We start from the raw sequence: 19,087 nt of genomic DNA on the forward strand, positions 1-19,087 counted from the left end.
CAAAAATCAGTTTTGAAAATATACTTCTCAGCAATTTTTTACTTTGGGTTCAAATAAATCCAGAAATTGTATTTTTTCAAATAAAAAATATAATTTTTAGAACAATTTACTATAATATTGTAAAGGCTATAAATGAAGAGGAAATCAGTTGTTAAACCCCTATTTTTTTCAAGATGTATAAATCACGAAGATCATTCATTAGAAAAACGTCTGCAAGTGCAATTGCCTTAAGTTTCGGAGGAGTTTTACCTAGCTTTTCAGCCAAAAGTTATTCCAAAATAATAGGTGCCAATGAGAAAATTTTAGTAGCTGGAATGGGTGTAAATAGCCGTGGATTGGCAGTAGCTAAAAACTTTGCTTCTCAAACCAATTGTGAAGTGTTGCATATTTGTGATGTAGATACGAGAGCCTCTAGAATTTGTATTGACGAAGTTTCTAAAATCCAAAAACAAACACCTAAAAATACGCCAGATTTTCGCAAGGCTTTGGAAGATAAAGATTTGGATGTGCTAATTGTCACAGCACCAGACCATTGGCATGCACCTGCTGGATTACTAGCTTGTGCAGCCGGAAAACATGTATATTTAGAAAAACCATGCAGTCATAATCCCAAAGAAGGCGAAATGCTTGTCCAATCCGCTAAAAAATATGATAGAATTATGCAAATGGGCAACCAGCGACGTTCATGGCCGAATGTCGCTCGGGCCATTAAAGAACTTCACGAAGGAGTTATTGGTAGGCCTTATTATGCCAAAACTTGGTATACCAATAATAGGGCTTCAATTGGCAACGGCAAAAAAGTAACTGTCCCTTCTTGGTTAAATTTTGATTTATGGCAAGGTCCCGCTCCGCGTTTACCTTATCAGGATAATTTGATTCACTACAACTGGCATTGGTTTTGGCATTGGGGTACTGGTGAAGCATTAAACAATGGTACGCACATGGTGGACTTGGCCCGTTGGGGATTAGGTGTTGACTTTCCAACAAAAGTCAATTCGTCAGGGGGGCGATATCGCTATACAGATGATTGGGAAACGCCAGATACCCAGTTAATTTCTCTGGAATTTGCCAACAAAAGCCTTATCACATGGGAAGGTAGGTCTTGTAACGGGAAATTTGATGAAGACCAGAGCGTTGGTCTTGTATTCTATGCCGAAAATGGTTCTATGTTGATAGAAAGCGGTAATTCCTACAAAATCTTTGACCTTAAAAATAAATTGATTAAAGAAGTAAAAAATAACTTCGAAATTGATCCGAGAAACCTTCAAAACCCATCTCAACAATTGGATGCCCTGCATATTCAGAATTTCTTTGACGGTATTACAAAAGGTACACCTGTAATTTCTGATATCGATGGGGGCTATAAAAGCACGCTTCTTATGCAACTGGGAAATATAGCTCAACGTACAGGCCGAACTTTAAACATTGACTCAAGTAATGGTCGTATTCTCAATGACCAAGATGCCATGAAATATTGGTCGAGAAGTTACGAACCAGGCTGGGAGCCAAAAGTATAAAATCATGGATAAAACATCTAATTTTATACAAAGCCGCTTACTTTCTCTGGATACTTTGAGAGGCTTTGACATGTTTTGGATAATTGGTGGTGAAGAAATAGTGCATGCTATGTCTAAACTATACCCAAATACTTTTTGGAATCAATTTTCAAGACAATTGGAGCACCCCTATTGGAATGGTTTTTCATTTTACGATCTTATTTTCCCCTTGTTCATCTTTTTAGTGGGTGTTTCCACTCCATTTTCGATTGGAAAAGCATTGAATGATGGCAAGAGTAAAAATGAAATCTTACTAAAAGTTTTGAAAAGAGGCATGATTTTATTCCTTTTAGGTATTGTATACAACAATGGATTGCAAATAAAACCTATCGATGACATAAGATTCATGAGTGTTTTGGGCCGAATTGGCATAGCCTATACTTTTGCAAATATCATTTTTCTTTACGCCAAAGAGGCTTTTCTAATCTACTGGTTTGCAGGCTTAATTATTGTTTATTGGCTTATTCTTAAGTTAACTTCTGCACCTGGGTTTCCTATGGGTGACTTAAGCATGGAAGGTAATTTCGCTTCTTTCTTCGATAGAAATGTTTTACCAGGGAAACTATCTAGGGAAATTCATGATACTGTTGGACTTTTCAACAATATACCTGCGATTAGCAATGCTTTAGCAGGCATAATTACTGGCATATTTTTACAAAAACAAAAGATTGCCCCCACAAAAAAAGCTCTCTACATGGCATTGGCTGGATTTTTTGCCTTTATAATTGCACAAATTTGGAATCTTGATTTTCCAATCAATAAAAACCTATGGTCTAGTTCCTTTGTAATGCAAACGGTTGGTTTAAGTTTATTGCTTTTTGCCCTATTTTATTACGTAATAGACGGACTAAAGTACATGCGTTGGACGCTCTTTTTCCAAGTTATTGGCATGAACTCTATCCTTATTTATATTTCAGGAAAATTTATTGACTGGGAATTTACTGCTGAAGCATTTTTCAAATGGCTAAGCCAACTTATTGGAGAGCCTTATTCCATTTTAGTTATTGCAGTAGCCATATTGTTTATAAAATGGTTATTTTTAAAGTTTCTTTACGATAAAAAAGTATTTCTACGAGTTTAAAATTTAACAATGACACTTTCTATATTCAAAAATGCCGAAGAAATGGGAAAAGCTGCTGGAAAAAAGGCAGCCCAAATTCTTAGGATAACTATTCAAGAAAAAGGCTCAGCCAATATCATTCTTGCTACCGGAGCTAGCCAATTCGAGGTGCTAAAACAAATGCTTTATGAAAAAGATATTGCTTGGGACAAGGTAACTATGTTTCACTTAGATGAGTATTTAGGTATTCCAACTTCACACCCAGCAAGCTTTAGAAAATACCTTTTGGATAGGTTTATAAATGTAATTACACCTAAATTAAAAGAAGTAATCTTGATTGATGGTGAAAAAGACGGAAAAGAAGAATGTAAAAGACTAGGCGAAATAATTGAAAAACATCCAATAGATTTGGCATTTGTAGGTTTTGGTGAAAATGGGCATTTGGCTTTTAACGACCCTCCTGCGGACTTTGACATAGAAGAACCCTACCTAGTGGTAAATTTAGACCACGCTTGCAGACAACAGCAATTCGGTGAAGGTTGGTTTGAAAGTTTGGACTCCGTTCCCATGCAGGCAATTAGCATGTCTATAAAGCAAATTATGAAAACCAAACATATTATTTGCTCTGTACCTGACACTAGAAAAGCAGAAGCTGTAAAAAACTGCCTCAATGGAGAAATCAGTAACCTTCACCCTGCTAGTATTTTACAAAAACATCCCAATTGCGGGTATTTTTTAGATCAAAATGCTGCCAGCCTTTTGCCGAAAAGTGTCTTAGAAAAAGCGATAATAGTTTAAGAATGTTTTCGAAAATAAAAATATTCAATGGCAAAGTAATTACTCCAATTGCAATATTAGAAAATGCTTCTGTACTTGTTTCAGAAGGTAAAATTCTTGGAATTGAAGAAGGAAACCCGAACTTTTCAGAAGCTTTAGAAATTGATGCCAAAGGACAATATATTTCTCCTGGTTTTATGGATATTCATTTGCATGGTGGGGGAGGTAGCGACTTTATGGATGGAACAGCAGAAGCATTTTTGATTATTGCTGAAATCCACGCAAAATATGGCACCACAGCTATGTATCCTACTACCTTAACTGCAGAACCAGAGGATTTGGTAGCCACATTAGACGCTTTCGAAACAGCAAATAAGAAAAACACTAAAGGTGCTACCTTGTTAGGAATGCACCTTGAAGGTCCTTATTTCTCAATGAACCAAAAAGGTGCCCAAGATCCTCGATTTATCCGAAATCCAGACAAATCAGAATACGAGAACCTTATTAAAAATTACAAAACTATAAGTCGATGGAGTGCCGCCCCTGAGTTGCCTGGAGCAATAGAATTCGGTAAATTTTTAGTTGAAAACAACATCCTTCCTGCTATTGCCCATACTGACGCAATTTACGAAGAAGCCGAAGAGGCATTTAGAAATGGATATACTTTGGCTACACATTTTTATTCTGCTATGTTGGGTGTTACCCGTCGCAACGCTTATCGCTATGCGGGAGTTGTTGAAGCGGCCTATCTCATTGACGACATGGATGTAGAAATAATTGCGGATGGTGCTCACCTTCCAGCTCCACTTTTAAAGTTAATTTACAAAATAAAAGGACCTTATAGGATTGCCCTCATTACTGATGCAATGCGTGCTGCTGCTATGCCAGAAGGCAAATCAATTTTAGGAGGAATAAAAAACGGCGTAGAAGTTATCGTGGAAGATGGTGTGGCCAAAATGCCAGACAAAAGCTCATTTGCAGGAAGCGTTGCAACCTTTGATCGACTAGTGAGAACGATGCTATCTTTGACCGAAGCTCCCTTGTTAGACATTATCATGATGGCTAGCCTAACTCCTGCCAAAATCATGAAGGTTCAAGACCGAAAAGGCTCTTTAGAAATGGGCAAAGATGCAGATATTATAATTTTTGACAACGATGTCAATATCCAAATGACCATGGTGGAGGGAAGGATAATTTATCAATTATAAGCCAATATTTTTCAAATTCACAGCTCTGCCATTTCTTTTTTTACTTAAATCTGCTGCTTCCATAAATGCACAAATTTCCAAAGTTTCCACCTTATTGACAGGTGAAATTCCAGTTTCAAAGAAATTGATAATTTCAATCAATAATGGATCATACCCATTGTAAGGCCCCAGTGTACTTATACCTTTATCGCCGTAAGCGGTACCGCCGTAGTCTTGTTTACCATTTTTAATTCCTCTAAAAGTTCCAATTCTACCATCTTTCCATTTGGCAATAAATACTTCCTGATCCTCATCAATGGTTCTTTGAACACTCTTGCAGCCTGTTCCCATTACTGTGAATAACATTTCTACACCATGAATTCCATACCAAAATAAATCAGGATGTGTTTTTTCAAATTTCATTGGACTGTAAGTATCTGCTCCTTTTACTTTGCCTAATGAGCCATTTTTGATTTCTGCCATTCCTTTAGCAAACCTTAGGGAGGAGGACGAAAAAATGGGTACATTGGACATTTCTGCAGCCTCAAAAATAGCCTTTGCGTCTTTTAATGAAGCGGCTATAGGCTTATCTATAAATGTTCTTTTGCCACTTTTGAAAACTTGCAAAGCTTGTTCTAAATGCCTTCGTCCATCGTTGGTTTCTAACAATACAACATCTACCTTTTCCAATAATTCTGCTATAGAGTTTACAATCTCAACACCCATGTTAGTAACTTCCTTTATGTATCCAGGGATTCTTTCGGTACTTGAAACAATATCCAAGCTTCCTTGTGGATAAGCAGCAACCACTCTATAACCTTTAAAAGCGGCATCGCCTCTAAGCAATGACTTGGTAAAAGCAACAGAATGAGAAGTGTCTAAGCCAATAATCCCTACTCGCTTTCCAAGTAAATTTTGGGGAGATGCGTTCCCCTTGGTCAAGAAAGTTAAGCCAAAACTTCCCGCTACTATAGGTCCAAAAAAATCGCGTCTACTTAGTTTGTTCATTGTAATTCTTTAAAATTTCCAAGTTCTAATTTGATGGCCTTTTACTGCGTAAAAGACAAGATAAGCGTAGCATGGGACAAGTATCCAATAAGCCAATCGAACATTATACACATCAGCAAAATGGCCATATATTAAAGGCATTATAGCATTTCCACAGAGCATCATAATTAAGATTGATGCTCCTAATTTTGTGAATTTACCAAGTCCGTCGAGAGCTAAAGGCCAAATTCCAGCCCAAATTAATGAATTTGCTAGGCCCAACAATACCAAAAACCAAATAGAAATATCAGCTTTTAAACCCATAAAATATACTTCTCCCTTGGCATAAATGACAAGTAGTGTAAGTACTAATCCCAGCATAGTACAAAACCGTAAAGCATTCACTTGGGAAATGATCTTTGGCATCAAGATAATTCCGAGCACATAACCACAAATTGTGGCCGCAAGGGTAAAAGAAGGGAAAACCTTGGCCTCTAATAATTGAATATCCATAGAGCCCGCATAGCCAATAATGGTATCAATAGCAATCACTTGTGTGCCTACGTGCATAAAAATTGCCGCCGCCCCAAGTATCAAATGTGGAAATTGGAAAATACTCGTTTTGGATTCCTTACTTCCAGGCCTTTCTTTGCTATCGCTGTCTGTATCAATTTCTGGAAGTGGTGAAAAACGAATGCCTAGACCAATCAAAAATAGTAATATTCCTACAATCAAATAGGGCTTAATTACTCGCTGAACAAGCTCGTCTAAAGCAATGGTTTTTTCAACTTCGTTCATATTGGCGAGATTCTTAAAAAGGTCACTATCAGTGGCACGAAGCACAACGGCTGCAAAAATAAGAGGTGCCAAAATTCCTGCTGCCTTATTACAAATCCCCATAATACTAATTCTTTGAGCAGCTCTTTCTTTTGGCCCTAAAATAGTAATATATGGGTTGGCAGCAGTTTGAAGAATCGCTAATCCTGCTCCCAAGGTAAATAAACCCATTAAAAAAACAGAATAAGTACGACTATAAGCAGCTGGAATAAAGATGAATGCACCAGTGGACATGATCCAAAAACCAAACATAATTCCTTTTTTGAAACCTACTTTTTGCAATAAAAATGAAGCGGGAACCGAGATTAGAAAATAAGAAATGTAAAAAGCAAAGGTGACTAAATAGGCTTCGAAATTGGTAAGTTCACAGCCAATTTTGAAATACGGGATTAATATGGCGTTGATCCAAGAGACAAAACCAAAGATAAAAAACATCACTGCCACTATTGCAATAGATATACGTGTTTGGATTTTGCTTAAAGAACTAACGGCAACAGCTTTCGACATATTTCTGAAATAATTTTAGGGTTGAATAAACATTTAAATATATAAGAAAATATTTAACATTTTTAAGATTACATTTACCATTACCGCATGATTGCATAGTTTGGCTTCTCCACTAAGTTATTCTTCTATAAAATTTTCACAAATCCCCAACTGTGCGAAGGCTCCGATCTTCGAACAAATGAATTTCAATCTTTGACTGAAGAAAATATTAAACACAGCTACCATACCTAAATTTCTATAACAGAATTTTGAAAACCACGTGTCAAATCTTAGATAGCAAAGCTTTACAGAGGGAAACAATACTCTTCATGGATGTAAAATCCGCTTTAAACACCTACGAAGGCAATAGCCTTCACACAGTGGGGCACCATCTTGCCAAAATTTCTGCAAGTGCTTTTATTTTATTGCCTCTCTATAGGCTTTTAGGCCATTCCAATAAAAAAACAATGCTAAACTGCTTGCAATAATTATTGTTATAGAAATAGAATATTTAATAGCATTTTCATCGAAAAACACATAGTCTGTAATTAATGCTACAACGAGAGGCCCAAAACCCAAAGCTATAATGTTTATGACGAGTAAATAAATGGCAGAAGCAAATGCTCTTACATTGTTGGGCATCATTTCTTGAATAGCTGCCGTGGAAGCACCAAATGGAAAAGCACAAAAGAAACTGGGAATAGATAATAGTATGATTACTATTTTTTCATTTTCTATTAAAGGAACAAATGAAGTGAGAATTATACCACTTGCGGCGATGATTCCGACACGCAGTTTTCCATCTGATTTACCATTTTTTACAAATTTATCGGCCAACCAGCCTCCTACCAAAATTCCAGAAGTAGAAAAGATGCTTATGATAATACCGTACATTCCTCCGGCTTTTTGCACCGACCAACCGAAAGTTCTCACAAAGTAAGTAGGAATCCATGCCATACAGGCATAGGCCACCATGGAGATAAAGGTAATTCCAAACGTTACACTTAAAAAGGCTTTTCTTTTAGATTTTATATATCCTATGGCTTCTTTCAAGGAAAGCTTATTGGAGTCTTGATTATGATGCAGTGTGTTTTTTCGGGTTGGTTCTTTAATTGTACCTACCAATAAGGCTATTAAGATTCCCGGAATGCCGATATAAAAAAAAAGCTTTTGCCAATGAAAAATTTCACCAAAAATGGGAACCACTGTTGTGCCACCTTGTGGGAGCGACCCTATTAAACCCGCACCAATTAACACAGCAATCCCAGAACCTATATAAATACCAGCAGAATAAACGCTTATGGCCCTACTAATTTTTTCTTTTGGAAAATAGTCTGTGATAATGGAATATGCCGGAGGAGAAAGAGCGGCCTCACCTACACCTACACCCACTCTAGCAAGAAAAAACTGTAGGTAGGACTTAATACCCCCACACAGGGTAGTCATGAAACTCCAAAGCAAAACACCCCAGATGATTATTCCTTTTCGATTTGCCTTATCGGCTAATCGGCCAATTGGAATTCCCAGCAGCGTATAAAAAACCGCAAAACTTAAACCCATCAATAAACTTATTTGGGTATCGGTCAGCTGTAAATCACGTTTAATGGGCACAACCAATAAACTTAGTATCTGTCGATCAATGAAAGAGGATATGTAGGCTATCATCAGCACTGAAACTACATACCAACTTTAAGAATTACTGGGTTTGTTAATAATGCTATTGGTTTAATTTTTCTTAAAATTAAACTATTTTTTCTTTCTAAAGTATAATTTTAATATTTCTTATTTCATAACTACTTTTCATCAAATAAAGTTAAGGTAGACTGGGTAGTACTTAGCACAACCTTCAATCCCACGGTTTTATAAGATTTTTCAGACTTTTTTTTTGAGACACAAGCGAACAATTATTATTTCAAAATACTATTACTCTAAATTCCGAACTTTTATGCTTCAATAAATATTTTGTATTTTTGACCTATAAACCCTTATATCTAAACTCAATGAAGACGCTCCTGACCATTATTGCTATCGCTATCTTTTTGGGATGTAATAATAAAAAAGACAGTAAAACGGAACTAACAGCCGATACCATTTCTGAAGAAATAAAAATCGATAGCCTTGTTTTAGAGAAAATCTTTTCTGACACTACTTTGAAGCTTGTTAATGCCTCAGAGATAAATGAATTAACCAAAAACTTGCCCGATACGAGTCTTTTTGCTGGTTTAGGAGAAGGATTTTTACGTTTAGATTCTATAAAAATGGCAGGAGCATATGCGGACTATGTTTCTCATCTAGACATCGGAATGTATAAAGACATTAAGGCGGTTGTGTATAAAGACCTTGATCTTGGAAAGGATAATGTACTTAAAATTTGGGGATTTGACTATCAGACTTATGAAGCTTGCCCTTTTGCAAACGGAAAAGTGATTTTGGTTAGTTCGTTTAAAGCTGGTAAAAATGTGAGCTGTATGCCTTTTGCTTATTTTCATAATTGGGCAGATGCTCCTTTTTATGATAGCTATAAAACGAACTCAGTTTTAGACAAAATGGGGAATCTTACCATCATTGAAACTGTAAACAGTGGTGGCATAGACGAGAAAGAGAAGGAATATCAAAACAAAAGTACTTCAACATATCGATATAAACTGGTGGATGGGGTATTGAAGTGAAGTAAATCGTGAAAAAATTCGATTTGTATAAATTTACTTTTAGTTGATCCATATCGTATTAATGTAGTTTTTAAATTCGGCTCAATTTTTGATTACATTTAAATAATTATCAGTGCATTAACATCCTAATTGAATCCTTTTGAAAAATTGGTCTAGACTTTTTGTAATAATACTTTTTATTGCGGGTATACTTAGTGTTTTTCAATCTTGTAATGTACAAGACAATCTGGCTGTGCCTACAGAGGCAAATTTGCTACATAAGGGCTTATATGTGGATAGATTTCAAGACATTTTGGGCGATACTGCAAAGGAAAACAAGCTTCTAAGATATGTCAAATCGCATGATTTCAATGAGTTGAGTCTTTACGGTCTTTGGGAAATTACCAATAAACCAAGTAAGTATTCAAGTTTGGCTAGATTTATTTCAAAGGCCAGAACAAACTATGGTGTTACGAAAATATCTGCTACTCACAGCACCACAAAAGCATTTAATGAGTGTGAAGCCTATAACATGGGCAGAAACAATGAAAGTGAGAAATTCGATGTTTTTTCGATAGAAAATGAGTGGTGGCAAACCAATCCTGAGTGTAATTACGCCTGTAATAAAAATCTGGTTATGCATGTAAAGGAACTTAAAATTCAGAATAAGGATAACTTTGACACCGAAATTTACATTGGATGGCTAGATGCCCAAAACAATGATTACGAGGAAGCTAAGTTTTTGGTAGATAATCTTGATAAAATTGCTGTACATTGTTATGATAATACGCCAAATTTTGCTTACACCAAAGAACGTCTTCTGCTTTTAGCAAAAGCCGCCAAAGAACTAGATAAAAAACCTGAGATTTTAATCATATTCAGTGCTGAACAAGAATTTATGTTTAAATTTTTTTCCAAAACTCATCAAAACAAGAACTTCATAACTGCGTTTGATGATTTTATAACAGATCTAAAAAAATCTAATAGCTCCATTCTGTTAGACTTGAACTTCACGGGATATAAAATTTTCACTTATTCTGAAGCAGTTTTGGCTCGTTGAAAGTTAAGCATTGTTGAATATGTTCAAAAACCGCGTATCTTAGGACACAATTTATTCAATTCCTATATGAAAAAAATGCTTGTGCTTATCTTATGCACGATTTCTTTGTCTTTTCCCAGTTTTAAAACCTCCAGTTCAATAAAAGCCAATGTTCGTACTGCTGATGTAATCATTTATGGCGGCACATCGGCAGCAATTACTGCGGCTGTTCAAGTTAAAAAAATGGGGAAATCTGTCATAATTGTTTCACCAGATTCACATTTAGGCGGGCTTTCCTCTGGCGGGCTGGGTTTTACTGATACTGGTAATAAGGAAGTAATTGGAGGACTTTCTCGTGAGTTTTATCAAAGGCTGTATGCTCATTACCAAGATCCAGAGGCTTGGAATTGGCAGAAAAAAGAAGAATATGGCAACAAAGGACAAGGTACTCCGGCAATTGATGGGGCTAACCGTACGATGTGGATATTTGAGCCACATGCTGCCGAAAAGGTGTTTGAAGACTTTGTTAAAGAATATAAATTGGTGGTTTTTCGTAATGAATGGTTGGATAGATCAAGTAACGGAATAGTCAAAACCAATGGAAGTATTGGTTCAATAAAGACTTTATCCGGTAATGTTTATAAAGGTAAAATGTTTATAGATGCCACATATGAAGGCGATTTGATGGCTCTTGCTGGTGTAAGTTATCATGTTGGGCGTGAAGCAAATAGTGTTTATAATGAAAAATGGAACGGAATACAAGCAGGAATTTTTCATCATGGCCATCATTTCAAATCCAAAATTAGCCCTTACAAAATAGTTGGTAATACCTCTAGTGGTTTGTTACCTGAAATATCATCAGAGAAACTGAGATCAAACGGAACGGGAGATAATAAAATTCAAGCTTATTGTTTCAGAATGTGCTTGAGCAATCATCCTGAAAATCGAATTTCTTTTCCAAAACCCGTTGGTTATGATGCTGCAAGATATGAATTGGTGGCTAGGGTTTTTGATGCTGGTTGGAGAGAACTTTTTGACAAATACGATGCAATTCCAAACCGGAAAACAGACACAAACAATCATGGGCCATTTAGTACAGATTACATTGGCAAAAATTATGATTATCCAGAAGCCAGCTATGAGCGACGTCAACAAATCATAAAAGACCATGAATTGTATCAGAAAGGTTTACTTTATTTCTTGCAAAACGACCCAAGTGTGCCAGCGGATGTTCACGAACAAATGCAAAAATGGGGTCTTCCCAAGGACGAATTTAAAGACAACGGCAACTGGCCTCATCAATTATACATTCGGGAGGCTCGCCGTATGATTGGAGATTTTGTGATGACAGAGGCTGATGCTCTTGGTAAGACGGTTGTTCCGAAACCTATCGGAATGGGTTCTTATACACTAGATTCTCACAATATTCAACGCTATGTGACCGAAGATGGTTATGTGCAAAACGAAGGAGATATTGGAGTGCATCCTGACAAACCCTATTCGATAGCCTATGGATCGATATTGCCGAAAGAATCAGAATGTAACAATTTGCTTGTGCCCGTTTGCGTATCAAGCTCGCACATTGCTTATGGTTCTATCAGAATGGAGCCCGTTTTTATGATACTTGGTCAATCGGCTGCCACGGCGGCGGTTTTGTCTATTGAGAAAAAAATTGCCCCACAAAGACTTTCATATACTGATTTGGAGGCTACTTTGATAAAGTTTGGACAAAAATTGACCCTCTAAAGGTGGGGATTAAATTTGTCTTTTTTAACCACCTCGACCGGTCGAGGTGGTTAATATATCTTTAATTCATTTCTTACAAAATCATTTCCCACCATTCTCTAGCAAAAACACTCCATTTTTATTAGCAATGATGATATCGAGTTTTTTGTCTTTGTTCATGTCTTTTACAGATATGTTGAGGCCCGCACCAGAGTCGGAGTCTATTATGTGTTCGGTGTAGTAAGGAGCTTTTTTGGGATGAAGGTCAAACCACATCAGTATAGGTGTATCGCCATCACCAGCATCGTTTCCGTTATGGGCTAGGAATCTTTTACCTGTGATATAATCTTTCCTGCCGTCGCCGTTGATATCTGCCATTATAGAAGAGTGAGTTTGGGCGGTAGTACGACTAATTTCATGCATTTTGAAGTTGATTTGTCCATTTTCATTTATTTGTTCATACCACCAAACGCCTAACTTATGGGCAGAAGCCGTCAGAACATCGTTTTTGCCATCACCGTTCATATCCAAAACTTGCATGTGAGAGCATGCGTCGCCCAGATTAGCTGCATGAAATGTCCAATCTCCCGAACTTTGGTTTTTTTTGCCTTCAAACCAGCCTTCTTTAATTACAACATCCTTTATACCGTCCATATTTATATCGCCAAAGCCTATACCGTGCGAAAATCTCTCCGTTCCGTTCACATTTTCTTTACTGATATTATGTCTTTTCCATTCGGTTTCACCTTTTTTTGTAGGTGCCTGTAGCCAAACTATCTGTTTTTTCTTTACATCGCCACACAAGAGGTCTAAACGTCCGTCACCATCAATATCTATAAATCCAGGAGATTCGTTGGCAATGCCCATGGAGTCGGCCATAATGTGTTTTTGCCATTGGCCGGGTTTGTTTTTCGGATTTTCGAACCAAAATGCAGGTTTACCTGGGTAATCAATGATAATTACATCTTCCCAGCCATCAAGGTTTACGTCCATAGCGTGGTTCAGGAACGACTCGCAGTATTCTTTTCTTGGGTCGAATGTCCTTGAAGGTGCCATTTCGTGGCGTATCCATTTGGGTGCTTCGAACCAATAATAACCTGCAATGATGTCTGTTTTGCCATCTTTGTTGAGGTCAGCTACGGCTACTCCTTCAGAAACGAAGTCTCTTGTTAAGACCGTTTTTTTGAATGTTGGGACTTGACCAATCGCAATTGATACAATTAGGCAGAAAATGGATAGAATTGTTATTTTTTTCATTGGGTTGAATTTTTGACACCTAGTGAACGGAGTTTTATAAAAAGTTAATAGACAATTTTTAGTGGTTCGTTTCTAATATTTTCTCTATCAACATCATGTTTTCGTGATTCTCGTGAGAATGTCCAAGACGCAAGTTTAGAGCTTTCAGGGCTTTTTTTGACTCTTCGTTTTGAATTGCTCCAATTCGTTGAATCATATAATTTAGCATTTTAGGCATTTTAGATTTTTCGGCTAAAATAATTGCTCTATTGGGGTCAAGTTCGGCTAATGGTTCAGAGGCATACCATAGCATCAAAGGCATGTTTTGATCTGATGCATCCATTTCATTTTTTGTCAATATTTCCAACACATTCCAGCGGTTTGAAGCTTCCAAGCGTAACATTCCTGAAGTTAAATATAATCGAACCAAAGGCGATTTTTCTGACCTTGCCAATGTTTCAAAACTTGTTAAAGTTTCTTCAGAAACAGTTTTTTTCTCGGTTAAAAATTGTATCGCCCAACTTCTGATGTTTTCATCAGCATGTGTTAGTAAATCTCTCAATTCTTTCTCTGAAATACCTTTAACTACTTGCAAAGTCCACAATGCACGCAATTTTCGTGTTACATCTGGATTTTTGTTTAGTATATCTTTCAAAGCTGCGTTAACTGCATTATTTCCACCTCTTTCTTGCAAAATGGTCCTAGCTTGACGCACAAAATATTCGTTTCTATGTAATTGATAATTGACCAATTCCATGTCTGTGGCTTTCCACAAATCCACTTTTGTAAACTTGTCATTTTCGTGGGTGATTTTGAAAATCCTCCCCATGGTTTTATCATGAACGTCAGGATTTGAACTATGGCATTGGTTTTTATCGTACCAGTCAATGGCGTAAACTGAGCCGTTTTGGTCGTATTTCATGTTGAGCCACTGACTCCAAGAGTCATTCATGGCTAAGAAATCTTTTCGGTGTGATGCTACATATCCAGAGCCTTTTCGGGCGAGTAGGTCGTTGTTGAGTTTTGCACCATTTATGTTGTTCATAAATATGGTGTTTCGATATTCTTTTGGCCAAGTGTCGCCTCCCAAATATATCATTGCTCCTGCGTGTGCATGCCCACCACCAGCAGAACCAGATCTAAAATTTCCAGCGTGTGGGCCTCTTTCGCCTACATAGTGTTTATGGTCGGCTATTGTCTTGATTTCATCGAAGGTATAAGGGTTGAAACTTTTGCCTGCCTGTCGCTGATAACGAGCACCTTGAATAACGTGATACATGTGCGGAATCACACATACCGTAATAAATGGATGGCCATAATCATTAAAATCTATACCCCAAGGATTGCTAGTTCCTTCCGCAAAAACCTCAAATTTGTGTTCTATTGGATGAAATCGCCACACCCCTGCATTAATTTTGGTACGCTCGCTATCCGGTGCACCTGGTTTTCCGACGTTGGAATGCGTAAAAACACCATGTACACCATAAAGCCAACCGTCAGGGCCCCAACGAAGATTGTTGAGTACTTCATGTGTGTCTTGTGTTCCCCAACCGTCGAGGAGTTTTTGTGGTGGACCAAGTGGTTTGTCATTTTGGAGGTCAGCCGGAATAAACAGAAGGTATGGAGCAGCACCAAGCCAAACCCCGCCCATCCCAACTTCTATACCACTGACCAAATTAAGATTTTCCATAAAAACCTTTCTAGAGTCAAGCGTGCCATCGCCATTGGTGTCTTCGAAAATTAAAATTCTATCTTTGCCTTCGCCTTCTTTTGCAGGAGTTGGATAGGTGTGTCCCTCCACTACCCAAAGTCTTCCACGGGCATCAATAGTAAAGCTTATGGGTCTTACGATATCTGGCTCCGCTGCAGCCAAAGTTATTTTAAATCCCTTGGGCAATGTCATGACTTTGGCGGCCTCTGTACCTGAAAGACCGGCATTCAAAACTCTGTCAAGTGGTGGTAAAATGATGATGTCTTTTTGAAATAATTCATTTTCAAATTCTGGCCGTTCAGAATAAAAAAGGAAATTGTCGAAGTTTATGTGAGCCCATTTGTCGTTTGATATATAAGGAATTTGTGAAATGCCAGTTTCGTTGTCTATGATTCTAATGAAAATGTTTTTGCCCAAATAAGGCTTCAAATTAGCCACAACGGGCTGCAATGTAGCTCTTCCTTGTCCTGTGGATTGAAAAATAACTTTGTTGGTTTCGGCTAGAACCAATTCTACTCTTGTATCTACTAAAGCTCCACCAGAAACCAAGAAACTGGCAAAAGGATGTGTAATTTTAAAGGTAGTAGATTTCAAAGTTCCTGTCAGTTTATAATTGATATTACCGCCACTGCTGAGGAAATTTTTCCCCTCAGCTCCAATCTTCATTTCTTTTTCATGGAGCGGCGAAGTGTTTTCGCCAACAATTGGATTTTTGAAAGCATCGCCAGTGGCTGTCCAATCTTGAATATTTCCGTACTCGAAATTGAGATTAAGCGGTTTCCCATTTTTTATTGGGACTTTCCCAATCACAACTTTTGGGGCTAAAGAACCTTCAACTACTTCAAATTTCCCCACCATCCCAGCTGCTCGGTGTCCTGGAACAGTGCAAAAATAGGTGTCGCTATTTTCTGCTATAAAAGTGATGCTGGTAGTAGCTCCTTTTTCAAAAATAGTTTTGCTTTTTACGCCCAGTTTTTCCATCGAAATATCGTGTGTCATAACTTCGCCATTGGTAATAGTGATGCGAACTCTCATGCCTTTATTGGCTTTTAAAACAGGATTGCGAGTGCCGTTTTTCGCAAAATAGCCTAACATAGTGGCTTCTAGGAAGTATTCTTTGTCGATTTTAGTGGTATCTTCTAAAATAGATTTTTGCTGAAAAGAAGATGCTGTTTTGCTAAATATCCAAAAACTTGTAAAACAAATTAGTGCAATAGAGATACGTAGTAAAGTCATTTTTTATATGATGATTGAATATTGTCTTTTTGTAAATGATATGAAATTAAACACAGAAGTATGAAAAAATCAAAGTCATTCCATAATCAAAAAATTATAGCTCGGTTATGTAAATATCTTTGAAAGCTACTTGAGCCTTTCCACCACCATGAATTTGTAAACCTATAAGACCAGTTTGGGGAATGTTGGCATCTAACTCGGTGTAATCTACTGTTTGGTGACCATTGATGTACAATCTGATTCTACTTCCTTCCGCTTTTACTTCGTAGTCGTTCCAGTCGTTAATTTTTATCCATTTCAGTACTTGTGCAGAATCTGGCTTGGCAATGGTTTTGTTTCGTCTGGATTCGTCATAAAGGCTTGCCCAATAATTTTTGCCCCAATCTGCCTGATAACCAATCATTTCGTTTGCTGGATCGCTGGATCTTATGCTACGAAATTGTATACCTGAGTTAATAAATCCATCTGAGCCCGTTAATTTTACTTTAAGTTTTAGTATAAAATTATCGTAGGTTCTAGCCGTACAAAGGAAGTCGTTTTGCGGAACAGTTTTTTCCAAAGAACCACCTACAATGGCTGCATTTTCTATTTTCCACGTATTTTTGATATCTCCTTGCCAGCCATTGAAGGTTTTTCCATCGAAAAGTGGAGTAGATTTTTGAGAAGTATGTACCACAAAACCGCACAGCCCAAAGACTATTGCCGCCAGAATAAGTTTTTTCATTTATGGTTGAATTTTAAAAGGTGATTGTAAATCACTTTTGTCTTGCTAAATTAATAAAAATTCTTAGAAAAACAAAGATTTTTATCTTGCAGAATGTGATGTTTTAGCCATAATGAATCAAAATATTTTTAATAAATGTTTATCACATGATTAAATGGCGTAAATCCCGTAATATAAATTGTTGGAGCATCCATGGCGGGTAATGCCCCTCGTAATTGGAGGCCTTTATGCTCAATTTTTCCGGGTCCAAAACTGATTTTATCTTCGCCCACTACGTATTCTCCCTGTTGACTAGAAAATAGGTAAGAATTTGATATTTGCTCAACACCCTTAAAAATACCGCCTGGTCTGAAAATTAGTTCTAATGAAACTGGCACATTGTCGGTGCCTTTCATTTCGATTTCTACTTCTATGCCTTGCTGTTTTTCTACAATTTTGACTGTAGTTTCTAATTTCTGAATTTCGCTTTGTTTTCTCAGATTCCTTGGCATTTTCTCAAAATCTCCATCAGGCGAAATTTGGTCTTTTTCAAATGGCTGATAATATGGTCCTTCCAAAGTTTTATTAAGTATCCAAGTGTCGCCCAATAGTTCTATTTTTTCTGAATCAAACTGACCTTTACCAAAAAACGAACAAGCCACTCGCATGGCTTGCAATACTGCATTTCCTTTGTGAAATGTGAGCCAACTGGTATTTTTCGATAATATAGTACAATCCCAATTTTCTCGTCTGATACGAACTAAGCCTGAATAAGGAAATGCTTTTAAATAGTTTGTTGGCAGAGCTTGACTGGCTGGTAATTCTCGCCAAAGTTGTGGGTTTTCAAGAAAATAAGCCAAATATCCTGAAAGTGCCTGGGGTGAATTGGTCTTTTCAATCAATCGGCATGCGGCGGCCATTTGTCCATTATTATCCATCAAGCCCATATAGCGGTAGTTCCCGTAATAAACAGACATTTTACCTATTACTCCACGGTCTTGTCTGCTCGAAGCTTCTGTCACCACTTCACCATTTGGATGTATATAATAGAGCGTCATTAAAAGGTTTTTACGGACATGCTCGAGCAATTCAGGTTTATTTAGCCCCTTTGCAATGTCTATTAATGCCCTGTTTACGATGGGTGAATAAACATGTGTGCTTTTTTCGGTGTATTGTCCATCTGTATCGATGTCGATATGTTCTGCCAACCACTGTTCTGCTCTATTTACCAGTCTTTTGTCTGGGAAAACCTCATTTATTTTTACCAAAGCCGCAGAAACTACCCAACGGTGGTTTGGGGTGTGAATTCCGCCAACTATCAGTGCTTCTGCGGCATTTTTTATAAATTTTTCTAGAAAAGCCAATGTTTTTCCCGAACCAGTAATTTTGGTTTCTTTCAGAAATTTATAAGCTGGAATGATGTTTTCTAGGACAAATGCAGTGTCAGGTGTAGAGTGGAAATTCGTAGATAGCAAATCTATAGTTCCGTCTGAATATTGAAATCTCAACAACGCCTCGGCAGCCTGTTCGACAGTTATTAATGTTTCATTTGATTGATAAAAATGCGATTCTGCACAAAACATTAACATACAAGCTCTGCCAATATATCCTGCTGTAGAATGTGGATTCGGCATTTCGGTGGCATCCATAAACGCCCCATAATGTTTTTTCGACGTGTCACTCACTCTTGATTTTTTAAAACTAGGCATCTGTTCATCAAGGATTTTTATCCATTCTAATAGCCAAACAGGTTTTGATTCGTACGTATTTGACAAAGCGGTAAATCCTAAAAAAGGCACTGCACAGAGTGTTCCTATGCTTGATTGAATGAATGAGCGTCTTTGCATTGCATTGTAGGTTGAATAGGTATCTTCAAAAATAATAGCCACACAATTTTAC

At 37.3% G+C, this 19,087-nt stretch carries 14 protein-coding genes; 7 read left to right on the plus strand and 7 right to left on the minus strand.

Annotated elements, in window-relative coordinates; translation table 11 throughout:
• The first annotated feature begins 173 nt into the window (after positions 1-173).
• Genes EGI24_RS03015 through nagA form a run of 4 tightly spaced genes read left to right on the plus strand, consistent with a single transcriptional unit; the run spans position 174 to position 4,601 of the window.
• Positions 174-1,517, plus strand: a complete 1,344-nt coding sequence (locus EGI24_RS03015; protein ID WP_255046798.1) for a Gfo/Idh/MocA family protein — start codon at positions 174-176, stop codon at positions 1,515-1,517.
• Between the two features lie 4 nt (positions 1,518-1,521).
• Positions 1,522-2,637: an acyltransferase family protein gene (locus EGI24_RS03020; protein WP_255046799.1), complete on the plus strand. Its 1,116-nt coding sequence runs from the start codon at positions 1,522-1,524 to the stop codon at positions 2,635-2,637.
• Between the two features lie 9 nt (positions 2,638-2,646).
• Positions 2,647-3,414 (plus strand): glucosamine-6-phosphate deaminase, encoded by a 768-nt coding sequence (locus tag EGI24_RS03025; RefSeq protein WP_255046800.1) that lies wholly within the window; start codon positions 2,647-2,649, stop codon positions 3,412-3,414.
• A 2-nt stretch (positions 3,415-3,416) separates the two neighbouring features.
• The gene (gene nagA / locus EGI24_RS03030) at positions 3,417-4,601 is read left to right on the plus strand and encodes an N-acetylglucosamine-6-phosphate deacetylase (RefSeq protein ID WP_255046802.1); all 1,185 of its coding nucleotides are present in this window, start codon (positions 3,417-3,419) and stop codon (positions 4,599-4,601) included.
• On the opposite strand, the gene EGI24_RS03035 is transcribed toward nagA, so the two are convergent.
• The 3 genes from EGI24_RS03035 to EGI24_RS03045 all read right to left on the minus strand — a co-directional run bounded on the left by EGI24_RS03035 (position 4,596) and on the right by EGI24_RS03045 (position 8,555).
• Complete coding sequence (locus tag EGI24_RS03035; protein ID WP_255046804.1) at positions 4,596-5,588, minus strand: Gfo/Idh/MocA family protein; 993 nt, start codon at positions 5,586-5,588, stop codon at positions 4,596-4,598. The two genes, nagA and EGI24_RS03035, sit on opposite strands and share 6 nt — an antisense overlap.
• Positions 5,589-5,597: 9 nt before the next feature.
• Positions 5,598-6,911 (minus strand): sugar MFS transporter, encoded by a 1,314-nt coding sequence (locus EGI24_RS03040; RefSeq protein ID WP_255046805.1) that lies wholly within the window; start codon positions 6,909-6,911, stop codon positions 5,598-5,600.
• Between the two features lie 396 nt (positions 6,912-7,307).
• On the minus strand, positions 7,308-8,555 hold the full coding sequence (locus EGI24_RS03045; protein ID WP_255046806.1) for an MFS transporter: 1,248 nt from the start codon (positions 8,553-8,555) through the stop codon (positions 7,308-7,310).
• A gap of 335 nt (positions 8,556-8,890) precedes the next feature.
• Here EGI24_RS03045 and EGI24_RS03050 point away from each other — a divergent pair, with 335 nt between their 5' ends.
• From EGI24_RS03050 to EGI24_RS03060, 3 genes are all read left to right on the plus strand, one after another.
• Positions 8,891-9,559 (plus strand): hypothetical protein, encoded by a 669-nt coding sequence (locus EGI24_RS03050; RefSeq protein WP_255046807.1) that lies wholly within the window; start codon positions 8,891-8,893, stop codon positions 9,557-9,559.
• 139 nt (positions 9,560-9,698) lie between these two features.
• A complete protein-coding gene (locus tag EGI24_RS03055; protein ID WP_255046808.1) occupies positions 9,699-10,598 on the plus strand; it encodes a hypothetical protein in 900 nt (299 codons plus the stop codon).
• 66 nt (positions 10,599-10,664) lie between these two features.
• On the plus strand, positions 10,665-12,323 hold the full coding sequence (locus EGI24_RS03060; RefSeq protein WP_255046809.1) for an FAD-dependent oxidoreductase: 1,659 nt from the start codon (positions 10,665-10,667) through the stop codon (positions 12,321-12,323).
• A gap of 81 nt (positions 12,324-12,404) precedes the next feature.
• Here EGI24_RS03060 and EGI24_RS03065 read toward each other — a convergent pair whose 3' ends face one another.
• From EGI24_RS03065 to EGI24_RS03080, 4 genes are all read right to left on the minus strand, one after another.
• Positions 12,405-13,559 carry a VCBS repeat-containing protein gene (locus EGI24_RS03065; protein ID WP_255046810.1) on the minus strand — a complete coding sequence of 385 codons (1,155 nt, stop codon included), beginning with the start codon at positions 13,557-13,559 and terminating at the stop codon, positions 12,405-12,407.
• Positions 13,560-13,617: 58 nt separating this feature from the next.
• The gene (locus EGI24_RS03070; protein WP_255046811.1) at positions 13,618-16,485 is read right to left on the minus strand and encodes a PVC-type heme-binding CxxCH protein; all 2,868 of its coding nucleotides are present in this window, start codon (positions 16,483-16,485) and stop codon (positions 13,618-13,620) included.
• Between the two features lie 94 nt (positions 16,486-16,579).
• Positions 16,580-17,209 (minus strand): DUF1080 domain-containing protein, encoded by a 630-nt coding sequence (locus EGI24_RS03075; RefSeq protein WP_255046813.1) that lies wholly within the window; start codon positions 17,207-17,209, stop codon positions 16,580-16,582.
• A 128-nt stretch (positions 17,210-17,337) separates the two neighbouring features.
• The gene (locus EGI24_RS03080; protein ID WP_310586069.1) at positions 17,338-19,077 is read right to left on the minus strand and encodes a hypothetical protein; all 1,740 of its coding nucleotides are present in this window, start codon (positions 19,075-19,077) and stop codon (positions 17,338-17,340) included.
• Between the last annotated feature and the right edge of the window lie 10 nt (positions 19,078-19,087).

The organism is Lacihabitans sp. CS3-21 (genome assembly GCF_024343675.1).
Classification (GTDB): Bacteria; Bacteroidota; Bacteroidia; order Cytophagales; family Spirosomataceae; genus Leadbetterella.

What these genes read in the sequence shown, in the direction of transcription:
- EGI24_RS03015 (WP_255046798.1), top strand. Translation starts at nt 174, where the DNA reads ATGTATAAATCACGAAGATCATTCATTAGAAAAACGTCTGCAAGTGCA.
- EGI24_RS03020 (WP_255046799.1), top strand. Translation starts at nt 1,522, where the DNA reads ATGGATAAAACATCTAATTTTATACAAAGCCGCTTACTTTCTCTGGAT.
- EGI24_RS03025 (WP_255046800.1), top strand. Translation starts at nt 2,647, where the DNA reads ATGACACTTTCTATATTCAAAAATGCCGAAGAAATGGGAAAAGCTGCT.
- nagA (WP_255046802.1), top strand. Translation starts at nt 3,417, where the DNA reads ATGTTTTCGAAAATAAAAATATTCAATGGCAAAGTAATTACTCCAATT.
- EGI24_RS03035 (WP_255046804.1), bottom strand. Translation starts at nt 5,588, where the DNA reads ATGAACAAACTAAGTAGACGCGATTTTTTTGGACCTATAGTAGCGGGA.
- EGI24_RS03040 (WP_255046805.1), bottom strand. Translation starts at nt 6,911, where the DNA reads ATGTCGAAAGCTGTTGCCGTTAGTTCTTTAAGCAAAATCCAAACACGT.
- EGI24_RS03045 (WP_255046806.1), bottom strand. Translation starts at nt 8,555, where the DNA reads ATGATAGCCTACATATCCTCTTTCATTGATCGACAGATACTAAGTTTA.
- EGI24_RS03050 (WP_255046807.1), top strand. Translation starts at nt 8,891, where the DNA reads ATGAAGACGCTCCTGACCATTATTGCTATCGCTATCTTTTTGGGATGT.
- EGI24_RS03060 (WP_255046809.1), top strand. Translation starts at nt 10,665, where the DNA reads ATGAAAAAAATGCTTGTGCTTATCTTATGCACGATTTCTTTGTCTTTT.
- EGI24_RS03065 (WP_255046810.1), bottom strand. Translation starts at nt 13,559, where the DNA reads ATGAAAAAAATAACAATTCTATCCATTTTCTGCCTAATTGTATCAATT.
- EGI24_RS03070 (WP_255046811.1), bottom strand. Translation starts at nt 16,485, where the DNA reads ATGACTTTACTACGTATCTCTATTGCACTAATTTGTTTTACAAGTTTT.
- EGI24_RS03075 (WP_255046813.1), bottom strand. Translation starts at nt 17,209, where the DNA reads ATGAAAAAACTTATTCTGGCGGCAATAGTCTTTGGGCTGTGCGGTTTT.